This is a genomic window from Candidatus Nitrosotenuis chungbukensis (assembly GCF_000685395.1).
GTDB lineage: Archaea > Thermoproteota > Nitrososphaeria > Nitrososphaerales > Nitrosopumilaceae > Nitrosotenuis > Nitrosotenuis chungbukensis.
On the sequence record NZ_AVSQ01000020.1, the window covers coordinates 42357 to 57793 of the forward strand.

Below are 15437 nucleotides of genomic sequence, written 5' to 3' on the forward strand. Positions count from 1 at the left end.
TTTCTAGCATTTGTTCAATGAATTTGACAATGGATCTTACCTAATAATACCAAAACACAGGTCATGGTAAAAGAACACGAGCTAACCATAAGTTTGGAGGAGTTTGGCCTCTCAAAATACGAAGCTCGCGCCTATGTGACAATAGTCACAAAGGGCACCATTTCTGCAAGCGAGGTTGCATATTATTCCGAACTTCCAAGAACCAAGGTTTATCCAGTTTTGTTAAAGCTCCAGCAGAAAAAACTTGCAATTTTATCAAAAAGCAAGCCAGTAATGTGCACGGCCATTGCGCCAGAGGACGCATTTGACGAGATAGTGCACGAGCAGATAAACAAAGTAGACGCCATGAATACGCTTGTCTCCAACTTGAAGAAAATCAGCGAGGAGAGCAAGAAGGCTCGCGGCGCTGAAGAAAAAAGATATTTCCACCTTCATCCGAATTATGTTGTAAAACAGCTGCGCACCATGGTCGACGGTGCAAAATCATCAATTCACGTAATGGCAGACTCGTGGGGTTTGAGCATTCTGGCAGAATGCAAGGAGGAATTACTCTCAGTGTTGAGAAGGAATCTAGATGTCAAGTTAATTGTGCCGTCACAGGTAATTGGAAGCGAGTCATTTAGGGCAATGCCAGACGGCGTAAAAATCAAGTCATCGGAAATCATTCAGAACTGCTTCATCTTTGATGACACTGAGCTTCTCTTAATTGACAGCACAAACGGAAAGGGGGCAATTTTTACTGCAACTGACATACTAGGTGGAAATCAGACCAAGATTTTTTCACAGGTTTGGAAGACTGCATTGAAAATAGATAACCTTTCAGACATGACAAAGGCCCGCGCACTTGAGGTTTGCAAGATAATCAACGCAATAAATGAAAACGGCCTTGGCTTCGTTCTCAATTCCATCATGAATTCAAAGAATAAACTGGTAGATTTTGTAAAGTTTTTGGACAAAAATGGTATATCGCTAAAGGACAGACCGCTAGAGGAGATTTTAGACATTGTAAACTCTACCCTAGAGATCACCTGTGCAGGTAAGATCCAGTACGACTCAAAGACAAACAACATCACGCTTGAATCAAAGATAAACAGCGGCCATTCCTTGCCATGGGCAATGTTAATTGGAAGCTACCTTGAGCAAAAGGGCCAGAGCACCAAAATGACTTATCATACGGACTCGCACAAAGGCGAGATGGTCCATCTGAAGATAAACAGCTAAATTCAAAGAATTAAAAAACCAAGACAGAGGACAGTACTTGTGATCGACGAGAAATTAAAGTCACTTGGAATAACATTACCAGTACCGCCAAAACCTGCAGGATCATACATACCAGTCGTAGTATCAGGAAATTTGGCGTTTGTTTCAGGACAAATCCCAATGCAAGAAGGCAAAGTTGCATACACTGGAAAGGTTCCAACCGAAAGAACTCCAGAAGAGGCGCAGAGTGCAGCAAGGATTTGCGCAATCAATATTTTGTCACAGCTAAAGGCAAATCTTGGCAGTCTGGACAGAATATCAAAAATTGTTCGAGTGTCAGGATTTGTAAATTCGGCAGGCGACTTTACAGAACATCCCAAAATAATAAACGCAGCATCAGATTTGTTCTTTGAAATCTTTGGTGAGAAAGGCAAGCATTCAAGAATTGCAGTTGGAGTATCAAGTCTTCCCCTAAATTCCACTGTCGAAATAGATATGATTGTAGAATTTACTTCTGATTGAGTCTTGAGTTAAGTTCCTTTACAAATGCGAGAATCTTTGCTTTTGGAATAACCGCTCCACATGCCTTATCATGTCCTCCGCCAGAGCCTCCAAATTCTGCGGCAAGCGAGTTTACCAGTCTTCCAAGGTGTATCTTGCACGACTTGGAGCCACGGATGGATACTGCATAGATGCCATGATCGACACGCTCCTTGTATGCCACACCGACCTCTTTTCCTGAAAGTCCCAAAACGAAGTTAACTGCACCGCTTGCACCTGCATCCAAAATCTCCATGTATCCAAGGTTCTTCATTGTTTTTAGCGACTTTTTGACCTTTGCAATCATCCCTGCAAGCTTTTCAACCTGGATTTGTGCAAATTCAAACGAATTTGGAATCTCATGCGGATATTTTGATTCACTTAGAACCTCAACTAGATACAGCAAGTAGTCAGGATCCTTTTGGTGTCCAACTATGTTGTATGTGAGAACGGTTGCAGAGATCAGTGCAAACTGTCTGTCATAGATTTGCAGAAGCTTGGCACCCTTTGGCCTATCCTCCATGTAATCAGTTATTGCAGCACATGCTGCGATAAACGAAGAATGATCTGACAACTTTGATTTGTATGCATCATAGACTTGGACTGTGGTGCACTCGTTTGTGTCATGTATTACTTTGATTTTTGCCTTCTCTAGTTTTTTCACTATTTCGGGATCAATGTCATGATGATCAATGTATGTAATTGAGACTCTTTTTTTTCTAAGACCAGACAGAATGTCTACAAATTTCTCCTGATTATTTTTGGCAAGCCCCACGTCACAGATAATCAGAGTTTTTAGTTTTTCATCTTGTGCGACCATTTCTAATGCAGGCATCATTCCAGGATAATCAACTAGGACTGAGTCTCCACCATGTGCTTCGCGTACAAGTGCTGCAGCACATATGCCGTCTGCATCTTCCATGTGAGAAAGACAAATCACTTTGGTTCTCGGTTTTTTTACAGTTTTTGTCTTTTTAGCAGCAGTCACATTCGCACTCTTTAGCTACCTTATTTAAATCAAAAAGGAAAACCAACTAGTCTTTTTTGTTTTGGATGTTTCTAACCAAAATTTGTTTTCGGTCTTCATCAGACAGTGCAGAATACACATCATAAAACGTCAATCCTTCAAGTTGAGTTTTCTTGTCAATTTCTGCCAACTTTGAAAGGACCTCAGGTGAGGCTCCAAGTATGAAATCATCTACTTGTTGCATGTATTTGCGCTCGACTTGAGTCATGATTACAATCAAAAAATACGCCTATAGTGGCAAGCTTTACCATATTAGACTAATTGCTAAATTTAGCGCAGCAATAAAGAGCTAGTTCGGATTAAATTTTTAGCCGCAAATAAGGTACCAGTATTGACGAAATCAGAAGAATTTTTGTCCTTATTTTCACAAACGGTATTTGCCTGCAATCATTCATTATTTTTTGTTCATGTTATAAGCACAAACAATTTTTTACAGCACACGTCTGACTTTGCAGACATCTTACAGAGGATCATGCGGTGCAAAACTTAATAGGCAATTTTCAAGCAAAAAATACCAAATTGGAGACAAAAAACATAGGGTTAAGAGATGTCGAGATTGCAGACACCAAAATTTCAGACATCGATGGCGACAGGGGCAAGTTGATTTATCGAGGATATGACATTTTAGATTTAACAAAGAACTCAACATTTGAGGAAACAGCTTATTTGCTGTTAAATGACGATCTTCCAACAAAGGCAGATTTTGAGGAGTTTGTGCAAAGACTAGTTGATGCACGCGACATGCCAAGGCAAATGCAGTCAAACATGAGAAACTGGAGAAAAAACGCAGATCCGATGGTAATGCTACAGGCATTCGTGGTTGCACTTGCAGGATACTATGACGACAATGGAGAAAGCGAGGAAGAAATCAATTATCAAAGCGCAATCAACCTGATTACAAAAATGCCGACCATCGTGGCAAGCTGGGAGCGGGTAAGGACTGGCAAAGACATTGTAGATCCAGACCCAAGGCTAAGCCATGCTGGAAACTTTTTGAACATGCTTGTTGGCGAAAAGCCTGATCAGGAAACTGAGAGAATTTTTGACATTTGCCTGATATTGCATGCAGATCACACGTTTAATGCATCAACGTTTGCCGCGCGCGAGGTTGCATCAACTGGCGCCCACATGTATTCGGCAATAAGTGCGGCAATAGGGGCACTGAGCGGTCCCCTCCACGGAGGAGCAAACCACGAGGTCATGAAGATGCTGCTTGATATCAAAACAGTTGACAATGCAGAGTCATGGGTAAAAGAAAGACTGGCAAAAAGCGAGAAAATCATGGGAATGGGCCACGCAGTTTACAAAACATATGATCCACGCGCCCAAGTGCTCAAAGAACTTTCAAAGAAACTGGCAAAGAAGACAGGGCAGCCATGGTACGACATAACAGAAAAAGTAGAAGAGGTGACAATCAGAGAAATGAAAAAACAAAAAGGAATAGACATCTATCCAAACGTGGACCTGTACAGTGCGTCACTGTACTACATGCTCAAAATACCGCCTGATCTCAACACGCCCATTTTTGCCATATCACGCGTTGCAGGATGGGCAGCACATGTAATTGAGGAAAAGTTTGCGCGAGCTGCTCCAAAACCGGTGCTATACAGGCCAAAGGCAAACTATGTCGGAAAATACTGCGGCCCGCAAGGTTGCGAGTACAAACAGCTAGACTTGAGACAGTGAGAAATCATTAATCCTAGTTTCCAAGTAGAGTAATTGTTGGTCTGGATCAAGTGGGAGGATTACGGTAAGAAGGTAAAAAAGCGCAGTCAGGCAAAAAAGAGCGTTCAGGCAAAAAAGAAGAAATCGTCAAAACCAAGAATTGAGCCGCGCAGTAAAATCATTCCAGGAAAACACAAAGTAGAATTCAGAAAGGCAAGCGAGCTACTAAAAGACTAGTTCCTAGAGTTAAGCCACTGTTGTGCCCTTGCATTGATGTCGTGTTTGTAAAGCACTTGGAACACCATTTCATAAAATGTGATTCCTTTCTTTTGCGCTTGCGTGTCAAGCCATTTTATGCCCTCCGCAAGCTCAGGATCAGTATCTGAAAACTCAACTAGTTCATCGACCATTTTCGTAAAGAAGGCAAAGGATCTTTGCATCAAGACTTTATTTTCAGATTGATTATTCAGACCTGAATTCAAATTATATAGACTAAAAACGCCTTTTTGATTGACCATGGAGCACCTTTTGTATTCGGACGGAAATGCAAAGAGGATCTCATGGACGATCAAAACAGAAAATGATCAAAGAGATCAGTTTCGAGACCACGCAGATATCTATCTTGACAAGGTTACAAATATTCAATCAAAGTACATTGCACTGCACGTAGGACTGTTTTGGTCAATTGGCGTTTTCATAATAAAAAACGGAGACACTGTGAGGATCATGCTAGATTCAGATGAAATGATCAATCATCTTTCTTCCGATGCAAAATCAGGCGACCAGATGCTAGAGCATAAAAAAGGATTCATAAATCAGCTCGGCACGCAGAGAAACCTCAAGTTCATCTATGAAAAAATTAACGCCGCAGATAACAGCGCATCAAAATTCCTATGATCTCATGATCAGCCCAACATCCATCAGATTTGTGTGAGTTGGCCCAGTCAGAATCAGTCGGTTGTGTTTTTTAAAAAATGCGTTCGAGTTGTTATTATCCAGGTAGTTTTGTATTTCATTACGGTCTGGAATAAAATCAAAAATAGCCCCAGCGTATTTTGTATTGCCATCAATTCCATCAGTGCCAACAGATGCAACTACAACTGAAGGGTCTTTTAGATCTTTCAATATCCGTAAAACCAATTCCTGATTTCTGCCACCCCTGCCACTGCCAGTAACTTTGACAGTCGGTTCCCCGCCAAAAACAAGGCAGGATTTTTTTGCATTTGAAAAGATTTTCAAAATTCTTTTTGCCACACTTTTTACATCGCCTGAAATCGGAGTGAGTGTTTTTGTTCTGTAGCCAAGACTTGCTGCTTTCTTTGCCATCGCATCAACGCAGTTTTTGTTTGTTGCAACGATAAAATTTGGGATTGCCGGTTTTTTTGGAGTCTCATCTATTTCCCCCGTCATGCCAAGTCTTATCCGCCTCAAAACAGACGGGGGCGTTTTTCCCTCCAATCCATATTTTTTAATAACTCTCATGCAATCAGAAAATGTCGAATCGTCAAAGTACGTAAGGCCAGACGCAATCGAGGCAAGATTGTTTCCCACCACGTCTGACATTACCAGCGAAACTGCCGGACAGGGTAGATTTTGGACCAATTTTCCGCCCTTTATCATAGAAAGGTGCTTGCGAATGCTATTGATTTCGCCAATTGAGGCGCCACATCTGAGAAGAAGTTTTGTCATTTGCTGTTTTTGCGCCAAAGATATTCCGTCAGGCAGGCAAAGCAGGGCAGATGCGCCGCCAGAAATCAGGAAAATTACAAGGTCCCCTTTTTTGGCATTTTTCAATAGTGCTAGGACGGATTTTGCCGCAACCACGCTTGATTTGTTTGGTATCGGATGGCCTGCGCGACAAATTTTAAATTTTTTGTTACAAAACACTGGCTTGTGATTTTGAGGAACTACAATTATTCCTCGCTCTAGATTTATTTTTGAGTGAACCAGTTTTGCCATCGAATCTGCCGCCTTGCCTACTGCCACTACATAGATTTTATCATACTTTGACAGATTATACGATCTGTTTCCAATGCGCAGTTTATTTTTTGTAATCATGCCGGTAAGCAAGTTTTCAGGCAATGCAGATTGCAATCCAGCCTCTAGAATGCCAAGTGCGTTTTGCGTCTTTTTGCCATAGATCGCCTGCTTGTTTTGAATCAAACATCTTTTGAGTCCGCATTAGATCATTTAAGATCACCTATGATAATCAGTATTTTGTGAAGTTTGTAGAAAGAGTTATTTTCCAACTCCCAATATGCACAATGCACCAGAGTTGGTTAAAACAAAGAAAGCAATCAAAAAAATCTGCTGGGCAAACACGGCAGGTTTTGAAGAGTCGGATATTGTCATATTAGGAATACCCGATGAGACGGGATCCCACTCGATATGGTCAGGCGCCTCAAAGGCCCCAGACAGGATACGAAGGATTTCAAATGAGCGGGACATATACTATGAAAAAAAACTCCAGTGTCTTGCCCTCACAACAAACGGCCTCCAAGACACGAGAGTCCACGATTATGGGAATATCAAAAAACGGCAGATTCCGCAGGCATTTGATAAAATTTTATCATCCTCAAAAATCCCAATTGCGATTGGAGGGGATCATTCCAACACCACGCCAATTTTAAAGGCAATGGCAAAAAAACACGGTCCTGTCTCTCTGGTTTATTTTGATGCCCATCCGGACTTTGTATCCCACACTAGGAACTATTACGGCTCAGTCATCACGGATTCTTTGGACTATATCGACGTAAAATCAAGCATACAGATCGGCATTCGAAGTCCAGAAACAGAGGAGATTGCCAACATAAAAAAACACAGCCTCAAGGTAATCACGCCATTTGACGTAGTAGAGCAAGGCATGATGGAAATCTCAAAAACAGTCCTAGACACAATAAAGGAAAATGTCTACATATCATTTGACATGGATTGCCTAGATCCAGCATACGCCCCAGGAGTCTCAGTTCCAGTGCCAATAGGAATTGAGAGCCGAGACGCCATGCACCTAGTCAAGAAAATTGTTCAAAGGGGAATGGCTGGGTTTGACATCATGGAGGTCTGCCCAAAGCACGACCTAAACAACCAAACGTCGCACCTGGCATCAAGAATTATTGGGGAAGTTGTTTCCTCCTGTAAAGTATAATTAGTATTTGAATACACCACAAAATATGCACACAGTAAAAATTCCAAAAATTATTCAGTTTGGCAAAGACGCATTATCAGAAGCAGAATATCCAAAAAACGCACTCGTGATTACAACTGCCCCTCCGCCAATATCATCAAAATGGTTGGCAAAAATGGGAATTCAGGATTACATGTTGTACGACAAGGTTGAGCCAGAACCGTCAATTGAGACTGTAAACCAGGTCATCTCAGAATACAAGGCAAAGAATCCGTCTTGCATAATTGGGCTGGGCGGCGGAAGCTCACTCGATGTTGCAAAATATTCGGCAGCTGAAATGAAACTTGAGAAAACACTCATCCCGACAACATTTGGAACGGGTGCGGAAATGACCACATATTGCGTTCTAAAGTTTGACGGAAAGAAAAAGCTCTTGCGAGAGGACAGGTTCCTTGCAGACAGAGCGATAGTTGACGCATACTTTATGGAGGGAACTCCAGAACAAATTGTCAAAAATTCCGTTTGCGACGCATGTGCACAGGCAACTGAAGGGTACGACAGCAAGCTTGGAAACGAGTTCACACGAACGATGTGCAAGCAGGCCTTCGAGGTTTTGTACGACGCAATAATCAACAACAAGCCAGAAAACTATCCGTATGGCTCAATGCTATCTGGAATAGGATTTGGTAATTGCTCCACGACGCTAGGCCATGCTTTGTCATACGTCTTTTCAAATGAGGGCGTTGCTCACGGCTATTCCCTTTCGTCATGCACCACAGTAGCACACAAGTTCAACAAGTCAATCTTTTACGAGCAATTCAAAGAGGTAATTGAAAAGCTAAAGTTTGACAGAATGTCCCTAAAGGCGCCACTTGACCAGGCAGCAGACACGGTCATGACAGACAAGGGCCATTTGGATCCAAACCCAAGACCGGTAACAAAGCAAGATGTCATCCAGTGTCTAAAGGACATCGTCGAAGGAAGACTCTAGAATTTTTTCCTCTCTTTTCTCTTTTATTGCACGGTGCAGAAATCGCACATTTTACTAAACTTAAATACCGCAAAATATGACCAGAAAAAAGATGCTGAAGTTCGGAATTCAAAACGGGCTCAATGTTGCAAGAGCAGGATTTAGCGAAGACCAGATCCTAACTGCTTGCTTACTTGCAGACAGAACAGGTTATGACTCTATTTGGTACATGGACCACTCCAATGTGCCCCAGTGGACAAAGGCAATAGTAAACGACCCATGGGTCATGCTTTCTGCAATAGCTGCAACAACAAGACATGTGGAACTTGGCACATGTGTCACTGACGCAATTAGAAGACACCCATCAAACATTGCGCTTGCATCAATCACGCTTGACAGAGTATCAAAGGGAAGAGCCACACTTGGAATAGGTGCAGGCGAAGCTCAAAATTTAAAAGAATTCAACATACCGTTTGACAATCCAGTTAGCAAGTGGGAAGAACAGCTACAAGTAATCAAGCTCTTGTTTGGTTCAAGCCCTGAGAACACGGTAGACTTTAACGGCAAGTACTATCAATTAACTAAAGCGTGCCTTCAGGCAAAACCAATCAGAAAACCACACCCACCGATATACATGGCAGCAGGCGGACAGCGAACACTAAAGATGACAGGCAAGTACGGCGACGGATGGTTACCCATAGGATACACTCCGGAGCTATTTGAAGACCATGCAAAGACAATCAAGGACTCGATGAAAGAAAACAACAGAAGCAAAGAAGATCAGGACAATTTCCAATATGCGCTAGACATCGATGTTTACTTTTCAGATGACGCAGAAGAGTCATGGGCAAAAATGAAAGAGGCAGTCAAAGTAAGCTTGTTCAAACCAGAAGTGCTGCGAGTTCACGGGATAAAAGAAATTGAGGGATTTGACTTTAAGAAATACTTCACAGAATACTCCATGTCAAACCAGGACTGGATTGTAAAGATGCGAGAGGGAGCAACTACAATTCCAGACTCTGTTGCAAGATCATCTGTCGCTGTCGGGACGCCAGATGACGTGATTCCAGTCTTTGAGCGATTCCGAAAGGCAGGAGTAAATCACTTTGTGATACGATTCTGGGGCTCCAATTATTTTGGCTCTATTGACAAGTTTGCATCAAAAGTGATGCCATACTTTAAAGAAAAACACAACAAGTAATGCCAGAAACCCCAAAGACTATCGAGTCCACAGTCTGGAATGATGTAAAAAAATGCTGGGACGTGTTTACAGTTCCAGTCGACGAGTATCACGGATTTACAGAGTGCAGGCACTGCCAAAAGCCAATATCCCACAACGTAAAATCCGAAGGAAAGTTCAAAGTAGTCTGGGTCAGGTGCGCCTGCACAAGACAATGAGCCTAATAGAATCGGCAGAAGCATTTGCAAGGGCCAAAAATGCAGACATTGATTTTTGCAAGAGCATCGTGTTTAGGCTAAAGTCAATTGGCGTAAACGACGAGCAGATACTTTGCTGCGCCTTTTTGTGCTATGCAAATTCAAGCTTTGATGAGATACACGCAAGATTTGGGCGCGAGATAGCGACAGTTGTCACCTCAATATCAAAGGATTTTTCCCTGCCAAGACAAAGGCAGGAGGAGCAGTACATCAAGCAGCTACAAGACGCTCCATGGGAATCAATTTTGATCAAACTGTGCGAAATATCGGCGACACTTAAGATCCTAAAGGACTCGGAATTATCAAAAACCAAAAGAGGCAAGATCCTCAAGCAGAACATACACCATCTCAACGTGTTAAAAAAGAAAATTTCTGAAAACAAGGACAGGACGCCGGGAATAGAAAGACTGCTTGACGGGGCAAACGAGACTTTGATTCACTTTAAGCAAAGGCCGATCAAATTTTAGAATGTCCGGCCCTAATTCAAAAAGACAAGCTTTTGAATCAGATTTTGTTTGCAGGCTTGGCTTAAATTCAGACAGAATCCAGAGGTCTCATGAAAGGAGACATACTGCTACAGAACGTCCAAGTAAGAGGCTTTGTTCCTGCAACTGCTGGCAAAAACGCAAAGGAAGATAAAAAGAAGATCCGCAATGCAGTCGAGACAAAGCTTGGGAAAAACATCGGCAATGTCAGGGAGCGATGCAAGGGAAAGCCTCTCTCCGTAAATGTGGTGTTTTATCTGCAAAAGGACACGGCGCACGCAAAAAAAGATTTGGATAGTCTCTCAAACGTATTGCTCGACGTTCTCTCAGAGGAGATGTCAAGCAAAGAATCAGAGCCCGGACTCAACATAATAAATGACGATAGCGTAATTTACAGAATTGTCTTTGAAAAGAAAATAGTAAACTCTTCAGAAGAAGAAGGGCTGACATTTTCAATTTACGAATGGGCCTATTCATAGAGCCAGAATTTATTTTAAAACTTTAGATCAGGATTTTTCAGGCTCAAATTTGGTGTTTTTTCAGGCCAAATGTAAAACGATTGTATTTAATTACAATAAATCATAGTTTTTCCTATGCAGTTGTTGGGAAGACTGGAGATAAAGTCAAAACAAAAGATAGCCGAGTTCCTAAACCAAGAGCATGTGGGACGGGTCTGCTCAATTGACAAAGACGGGTTTCCTCAGATAATCCCGATGAACTTTATCTTTCTAAACGACGCAATCTATATGCACTCGCACACAAGAGGCGAAAAGCTTGAAAACATAAAATCAAACGACAAGGTAGGCTTTGAGGTAGACAGAGAACTAGAATTTTTGCCATCATATTTTACACACCCAACTGACGCATCACAGGCAGATACGCTGTACATCAGCGTGGTGATCAAGGGAAAGGGGGTAATCGTTTCAGACAAGGACGAAAAAACGCTGGCACTAAACGGATTGATGGAAAAATACCAGCCAGAGGGAAGATATGAAAAACTCACACGAGACATGGAAGTAGTAAACGAGGTTGCAATAATTAAGATAGTTCCGCACACAATGCGCGGAAAGTACAAGATTGGCCAGCACATGGACAAAGGCACCCGAAGCCACATTGCAGGAAAAATACTAGAGCGAAATTCCCCCACCTCAAGAGAAACATTACGAATCATGGGCTTTGAGATTACTGAAAGCGGCGCAAAGATGGTAGACGAGCCAAACTGGTAATTATGAGCTAGACATAATTCCAGTCATGTCAATATGATACGGCATATCTTTTTGCGCAAGATAGAACAGCTGATCATCAATTACAATTGTTTGCTTGTCGTTTTTGTCTGAGAGAATAGATTCGTCAAGTGTTCCTCTAATTACAAAGGAACCGACAGTGTCAGATACGAAGGTCAGAAACACGTCGTTTCCAGTTATCGTAATTGACGGCTGAGCAATTGGAATTCCCGAATTATTAAACATCATTTTTGCCTCAACCACCTCAAAATTCTCTAAATTTGTACCTAGAACGGGACGAATTTTCATCTCAAGGCTTGCAGGTTTTGATGCGCTTGGGGATCCTGCATAATATGTCCCACTCATACTCAGATAGAATTCTCTTTTTTCAAGGGATTCGAGGCGCAGAACAGGTTTGAGGATTTTTTCAACCGCGGCATGCTTTTTTTCAGGCATTGTCTCTGATGCGCTTTTTGATTCCACGTCAGCAGACGCTGACGATATAATTGGGCTTTGGGCCACAGGTTCGGGGGAATTATCAAACAGTGCATCCGTAATTTGGGGGATGTGTTCTTGCGGCATTATTTTTTCTGCCAGTCCAAATCCCCAGAACGCAATTACCGATACTGCCACAATTGAGCAAACGCCGATCAGGTGAGGATTATTACGTATTTGCAATCAAGGCACATCTTTGGAGTTTTGCTTAAAAGATAGACGTATGATTCATCAGTGATCAACTACGGATCATCCCGTGCAGCATTACACAATCACCATTGCTTTAAATTTCGCAAAATACGATCGGATCTGTTGCAACAAGTACACATGTATCAATTAGTATCAGACTTTGAGCCCACAGGAGACCAGCCGCAGGCGATTGCAAAAATTATAGACGGAGTCAAAAAAAAGAAGATCCAGACACTGCTTGGAGTCACAGGCAGCGGCAAAACGTTTACCGTTGCAAACGTAATTGCCCAGACTGGAAAGAACACACTTGTCATATCGCACAATAAAACACTTGCGGCGCAGCTTTACTCTGAGCTAAAGCAGTTCTTCCCAAAAAACAATGTCGGTTATTTTGTAAGCTATTACGATTACTATCAGCCGGAAAGCTATCTCCCCCAGACTGACACATACATAGAAAAAGACACTCAGATTAACGAAAAAATCGAAAAAATGAGGCTGGAGGCAACTGCGATGCTGCTTTCAGGCGAGCCGACAATAATTGTAGCCACAGTATCATGCATCTATTCGCTTGGCTCGCCTGGAGAATGGGAAAAAATGGCAATAACCGTAACGGCTGGCCAGAACATAGAGCGCTCTGAACTGATAAGAAGCCTCATCAACGCAAGATACGAGCGCAACGATACAGAGATGGCCCCTGGCAATTTCAGAGTAAAGGGCGACACCATCGACATAATTCCGGCATATTCTGAGGACATGATAAGAATTTCATTATTTGGTGACGAGGTGGAGAGAATTTCCGTTTTGGACCACATCTCATTAAGTGAGAAAGGAAAAACAAACCTCATCAAGATATTTCCCGCAAAGCACTATCTGGTTGCAAGCGATGTCAGGCAGAAAGCAGTCAAGTCAATCAAAGACGAACTAAAAGTCAGGTTGACTCAGCTAAACGAGCTTGAAAGGCAGAGACTAGAGATGAGGACAAAGTTTGATCTTGAAATGATCGAGGAACTAGGATACTGTTCTGGAATTGAGAACTATTCAAGGCATTTTGACGGAAGAAAGGCGGGAGAAAAAGCGTTTTGCCTTTTGGATTTCTTTGGTGACGACTTTTTGCTGGTAATTGACGAGTCGCATGTAACGATACCGCAGCTCCACGGAATGTATGCAGGAGATCACACAAGAAAAAAATCACTAATAGACTATGGCTTTAGGCTGCCAAGTGCGTTTGACAACAGGCCGTTAAAATTCGAAGAGTTTGAGCAATACATCAGAAACTGCATCTTCGTATCTGCCACGCCGTCAGAATATGAAAGGAAAAAATCATTTCAGATTGCAGAACAGCTCGTGCGTCCAACTGGGCTTTTGGATCCAGTAGTAGAGGTAAGGCCGACAAAGAACCAGATGGATGACCTGATTTCAGAAATCAGCAAGAGGACAGAAAACGGCGAGCGCGTGCTAGTGACTACGCTTACAAAAAGAATGGCCGAAGATTTGGCAGAGTATTTGGCAAAAAAAGACGTTCGGGTGAGATACTTGCACTCGGAAATAGAAGGGTTGCAGCGAACAGAACTGATAAGACAGCTAAGGCTTGGCGACTTTGACGTACTAGTCGGCATAAATCTCCTAAGAGAGGGACTCGATATACCGGAGGTATCGCTTGTAGCAATACTTGACGCAGACAAGGAGGGGTTTTTGAGAAACAACACCAGCCTGATTCAGACCTTTGGCAGGGCCGCAAGAAACGTGCACGGCACTGCCATCTTGTATGCAGACACCATTACAAAATCAATCAAATCTGCACTAGAGGAGACAGAGCGAAGAAGAAACAAGCAGATAGAGTACAACAAGACGCACAAGATAACTCCAAAGACAATAATAAAGTCAATTCCAGAACAAGTCGCGACACTTGATGACATTAAAAACAAATCACCGCACGATCTTAGAAAAGAAAGCATAGAGATAGAGGCGCAGATGAAAAAATATGCAGTAGATCTCGACTTTGAAAAGGCAATAGAATGCAGAGACAGATTACGACGAATTCAGGTGGAGATGGAAAAGAAAAATGAACGATAAACTAAAGAAACGAAATAATTTTCAGTGTTTTTAACAAAACGTTTCTCATGACGATATTTTTCCAAGATTAGTCACAATTGGACTAGTTTGAATCAGGATTGCGTACATTAAAGACGATTTAAAATTTACAGGTCAATACGAAAATGAACTAAATTTTTAATTGTAATTTCACAATGGCATCAATCGTTGATCAAGCCACTTTATTAGATACAGACATGACAGTAATACGTTGCGAGTACTAGCACACTCAGATGACTTTGTACCAACATATGCACAACATGGCAAACAAACAGAAAAACAAAGCCATGCTAGAAGCAATCAACAATGTGAAACACAGATTAGAAAACTCAGATATGCCATTAGGTGCACACCATGAGAGACACCATTCCAAAATATTACATTACCAAGTATAACATCCAACTGCTGTATCATTTTGACATGCCTGATGGTCACCGTTTGATCTACACAGTAAGAAGATCTCTGCCAGACGGCAAAGAGGCGCTTTTCTTAGAATTATTGTCGCATGATGAGTATAACAAGCGATTTGGGTACTTTAAGAAAAAATCCCACTAATAGGCACCATACGAGAACGTTATATACTAATAAGTACATAACTAATTAGTATGCCAACAGCGTCCAAAGAAAGAACGAAGAGCGGCTCACACTCAGCCATCAGGCACGACGAGTTTTTACAAACCCTAATTGAGAGAAAGAAAACCAAACTAGACAGATTAGTAAAAGAACTTGCGGGAAAAAACAATACCACGCTGAACAGCATACTAAAAGTCGAAGATCTCTTCAAAGAGCACATTGAATTTAATTCAAGATCCCACCTATTACGGGAATTAAAAGGGAGTATGAAAGCACCCATTCTCAACACGATAATCGCTCATCTAGTATGCGAGAACAAGATAATCATCAATGATGATCATTCTTTAACATGGATCGATACTGAAGGAAATAAAAAATTAAATACCCAGTTCAGCAAAGCCGCATCCATTTAATAGAC

At 41.9% G+C, this 15437-nt stretch carries 20 protein-coding genes; 15 read left to right on the forward strand and 5 right to left on the reverse strand.

Translation table 11 applies throughout. The features are described from left to right. Positions 1-63 precede the first annotated feature (63 nt). Together NKMY2_RS08200 and NKMY2_RS08205 are read left to right on the forward strand one after the other, a co-directional pair. A complete protein-coding gene (locus tag NKMY2_RS08200) occupies positions 64-1221 on the forward strand; it encodes a TrmB family transcriptional regulator (RefSeq protein ID WP_042686957.1) in 1158 nt (385 codons plus the stop codon). 39 nt (positions 1222-1260) lie between these two features. Further along, positions 1261-1722 (forward strand): RidA family protein, encoded by a 462-nt coding sequence (locus NKMY2_RS08205; protein WP_042686959.1) that lies wholly within the window; start codon positions 1261-1263, stop codon positions 1720-1722. Here NKMY2_RS08205 and NKMY2_RS08210 read toward each other — a convergent pair. Then, positions 1709-2728 (reverse strand): DHHA1 domain-containing protein, encoded by a 1020-nt coding sequence (locus NKMY2_RS08210; RefSeq protein WP_052347661.1) that lies wholly within the window; start codon positions 2726-2728, stop codon positions 1709-1711. The two genes, NKMY2_RS08205 and NKMY2_RS08210, sit on opposite strands and share 14 nt — an antisense overlap. Before the next feature lie 46 nt (positions 2729-2774). Next, a complete protein-coding gene (locus NKMY2_RS08215) occupies positions 2775-2987 on the reverse strand; it encodes a hypothetical protein (RefSeq protein ID WP_052347663.1) in 213 nt (70 codons plus the stop codon). 299 nt (positions 2988-3286) lie between these two features. Here NKMY2_RS08215 and NKMY2_RS08220 point away from each other — a divergent pair, with 299 nt between their 5' ends. Together NKMY2_RS08220 and NKMY2_RS08225 are read left to right on the forward strand one after the other, a co-directional pair. Next, on the forward strand, positions 3287-4453 hold the full coding sequence (locus tag NKMY2_RS08220; protein WP_042687359.1) for a citrate/2-methylcitrate synthase: 1167 nt from the start codon (positions 3287-3289) through the stop codon (positions 4451-4453). A 36-nt stretch (positions 4454-4489) separates the two neighbouring features. Then, positions 4490-4669, forward strand: a complete 180-nt coding sequence (locus NKMY2_RS08225; RefSeq protein ID WP_157832502.1) for a hypothetical protein — start codon at positions 4490-4492, stop codon at positions 4667-4669. Here the strand turns inward: NKMY2_RS08225 and NKMY2_RS08230 are convergent. Continuing rightward, a complete protein-coding gene (locus NKMY2_RS08230) occupies positions 4666-4872 on the reverse strand; it encodes a hypothetical protein (protein ID WP_042687362.1) in 207 nt (68 codons plus the stop codon). The genes NKMY2_RS08225 and NKMY2_RS08230 overlap by 4 nt on opposite strands. A 76-nt stretch (positions 4873-4948) precedes the next feature. Here NKMY2_RS08230 and NKMY2_RS08235 point away from each other — a divergent pair, with 76 nt between their 5' ends. Next, positions 4949-5329, forward strand: coding sequence for a hypothetical protein (locus NKMY2_RS08235; RefSeq protein ID WP_042686961.1), 381 nt, complete (start codon positions 4949-4951; stop codon positions 5327-5329). Here NKMY2_RS08235 and NKMY2_RS08240 read toward each other — a convergent pair. Then, positions 5324-6595 (reverse strand): glycerate kinase type-2 family protein, encoded by a 1272-nt coding sequence (locus NKMY2_RS08240; RefSeq protein ID WP_042686962.1) that lies wholly within the window; start codon positions 6593-6595, stop codon positions 5324-5326. The genes NKMY2_RS08235 and NKMY2_RS08240 overlap by 6 nt on opposite strands. 94 nt (positions 6596-6689) lie before the next feature. Between NKMY2_RS08240 and speB the strand changes: the two genes are divergently transcribed. The 7 genes from speB to NKMY2_RS08275 all read left to right on the forward strand — a co-directional run bounded on the left by speB (position 6690) and on the right by NKMY2_RS08275 (position 11674). Next, positions 6690-7577 (forward strand): agmatinase, encoded by an 888-nt coding sequence (gene speB / locus NKMY2_RS08245; RefSeq protein ID WP_238549813.1) that lies wholly within the window; start codon positions 6690-6692, stop codon positions 7575-7577. Positions 7578-7602: 25 nt separating this feature from the next. Beyond that, on the forward strand, positions 7603-8547 hold the full coding sequence (locus NKMY2_RS08250) for an iron-containing alcohol dehydrogenase (RefSeq protein ID WP_042686963.1): 945 nt from the start codon (positions 7603-7605) through the stop codon (positions 8545-8547). 76 nt (positions 8548-8623) lie between these two features. Next, positions 8624-9727, forward strand: coding sequence for an LLM class flavin-dependent oxidoreductase (locus tag NKMY2_RS08255; RefSeq protein ID WP_042686965.1), 1104 nt, complete (start codon positions 8624-8626; stop codon positions 9725-9727). Next, positions 9727-9924 (forward strand): hypothetical protein, encoded by a 198-nt coding sequence (locus NKMY2_RS08260; protein WP_042686967.1) that lies wholly within the window; start codon positions 9727-9729, stop codon positions 9922-9924. Before NKMY2_RS08255 ends, NKMY2_RS08260 begins: the two co-directional genes overlap by 1 nt. Further along, complete coding sequence (locus tag NKMY2_RS08265; RefSeq protein WP_042686970.1) at positions 9921-10430, forward strand: hypothetical protein; 510 nt, start codon at positions 9921-9923, stop codon at positions 10428-10430. The genes NKMY2_RS08260 and NKMY2_RS08265 overlap by 4 nt, the downstream gene beginning before the upstream one ends. Before the next feature lie 89 nt (positions 10431-10519). Then, positions 10520-10927, forward strand: coding sequence for a hypothetical protein (locus NKMY2_RS08270; RefSeq protein WP_042686972.1), 408 nt, complete (start codon positions 10520-10522; stop codon positions 10925-10927). A 114-nt stretch (positions 10928-11041) separates the two neighbouring features. Further along, complete coding sequence (locus NKMY2_RS08275) at positions 11042-11674, forward strand: pyridoxamine 5'-phosphate oxidase family protein (RefSeq protein WP_042686974.1); 633 nt, start codon at positions 11042-11044, stop codon at positions 11672-11674. On the opposite strand, the gene NKMY2_RS08280 is transcribed toward NKMY2_RS08275, so the two are convergent. Continuing rightward, positions 11675-12349 carry a hypothetical protein gene (locus tag NKMY2_RS08280; protein ID WP_157832503.1) on the reverse strand — a complete coding sequence of 225 codons (675 nt, stop codon included), beginning with the start codon at positions 12347-12349 and terminating at the stop codon, positions 11675-11677. 144 nt (positions 12350-12493) lie between these two features. Here NKMY2_RS08280 and uvrB point away from each other — a divergent pair, with 144 nt between their 5' ends. From uvrB to NKMY2_RS08295, 3 genes are all read left to right on the forward strand, one after another. After that, positions 12494-14428 carry an excinuclease ABC subunit UvrB gene (gene uvrB, locus NKMY2_RS08285; protein ID WP_177316545.1) on the forward strand — a complete coding sequence of 645 codons (1935 nt, stop codon included), beginning with the start codon at positions 12494-12496 and terminating at the stop codon, positions 14426-14428. Between the two features lie 372 nt (positions 14429-14800). Then, complete coding sequence (locus tag NKMY2_RS08290) at positions 14801-15001, forward strand: hypothetical protein (protein ID WP_042686980.1); 201 nt, start codon at positions 14801-14803, stop codon at positions 14999-15001. A 50-nt stretch (positions 15002-15051) separates the two neighbouring features. After that, a complete protein-coding gene (locus NKMY2_RS08295; protein ID WP_042686982.1) occupies positions 15052-15432 on the forward strand; it encodes a hypothetical protein in 381 nt (126 codons plus the stop codon). The last annotated feature ends 5 nt before the right edge of the window (positions 15433-15437 follow it).

Coding starts and splice junctions, on each gene's coding strand:
- NKMY2_RS08200 (WP_042686957.1), top strand. CDS start 64: ATGGTAAAAGAACACGAGCTAACCATAAGTTTGGAGGAGTTTGGCCTC.
- NKMY2_RS08230 (WP_042687362.1), bottom strand. CDS start 4,872: ATGCAAAGATCCTTTGCCTTCTTTACGAAAATGGTCGATGAACTAGTT.
- NKMY2_RS08235 (WP_042686961.1), top strand. CDS start 4,949: ATGGAGCACCTTTTGTATTCGGACGGAAATGCAAAGAGGATCTCATGG.
- speB (WP_238549813.1), top strand. CDS start 6,690: ATGCACAATGCACCAGAGTTGGTTAAAACAAAGAAAGCAATCAAAAAA.
- NKMY2_RS08250 (WP_042686963.1), top strand. CDS start 7,603: ATGCACACAGTAAAAATTCCAAAAATTATTCAGTTTGGCAAAGACGCA.
- NKMY2_RS08255 (WP_042686965.1), top strand. CDS start 8,624: ATGACCAGAAAAAAGATGCTGAAGTTCGGAATTCAAAACGGGCTCAAT.
- NKMY2_RS08260 (WP_042686967.1), top strand. CDS start 9,727: ATGCCAGAAACCCCAAAGACTATCGAGTCCACAGTCTGGAATGATGTA.
- NKMY2_RS08265 (WP_042686970.1), top strand. CDS start 9,921: ATGAGCCTAATAGAATCGGCAGAAGCATTTGCAAGGGCCAAAAATGCA.
- NKMY2_RS08270 (WP_042686972.1), top strand. CDS start 10,520: ATGAAAGGAGACATACTGCTACAGAACGTCCAAGTAAGAGGCTTTGTT.
- NKMY2_RS08275 (WP_042686974.1), top strand. CDS start 11,042: ATGCAGTTGTTGGGAAGACTGGAGATAAAGTCAAAACAAAAGATAGCC.
- uvrB (WP_177316545.1), top strand. CDS start 12,494: ATGTATCAATTAGTATCAGACTTTGAGCCCACAGGAGACCAGCCGCAG.
- NKMY2_RS08290 (WP_042686980.1), top strand. CDS start 14,801: ATGAGAGACACCATTCCAAAATATTACATTACCAAGTATAACATCCAA.
- NKMY2_RS08295 (WP_042686982.1), top strand. CDS start 15,052: ATGCCAACAGCGTCCAAAGAAAGAACGAAGAGCGGCTCACACTCAGCC.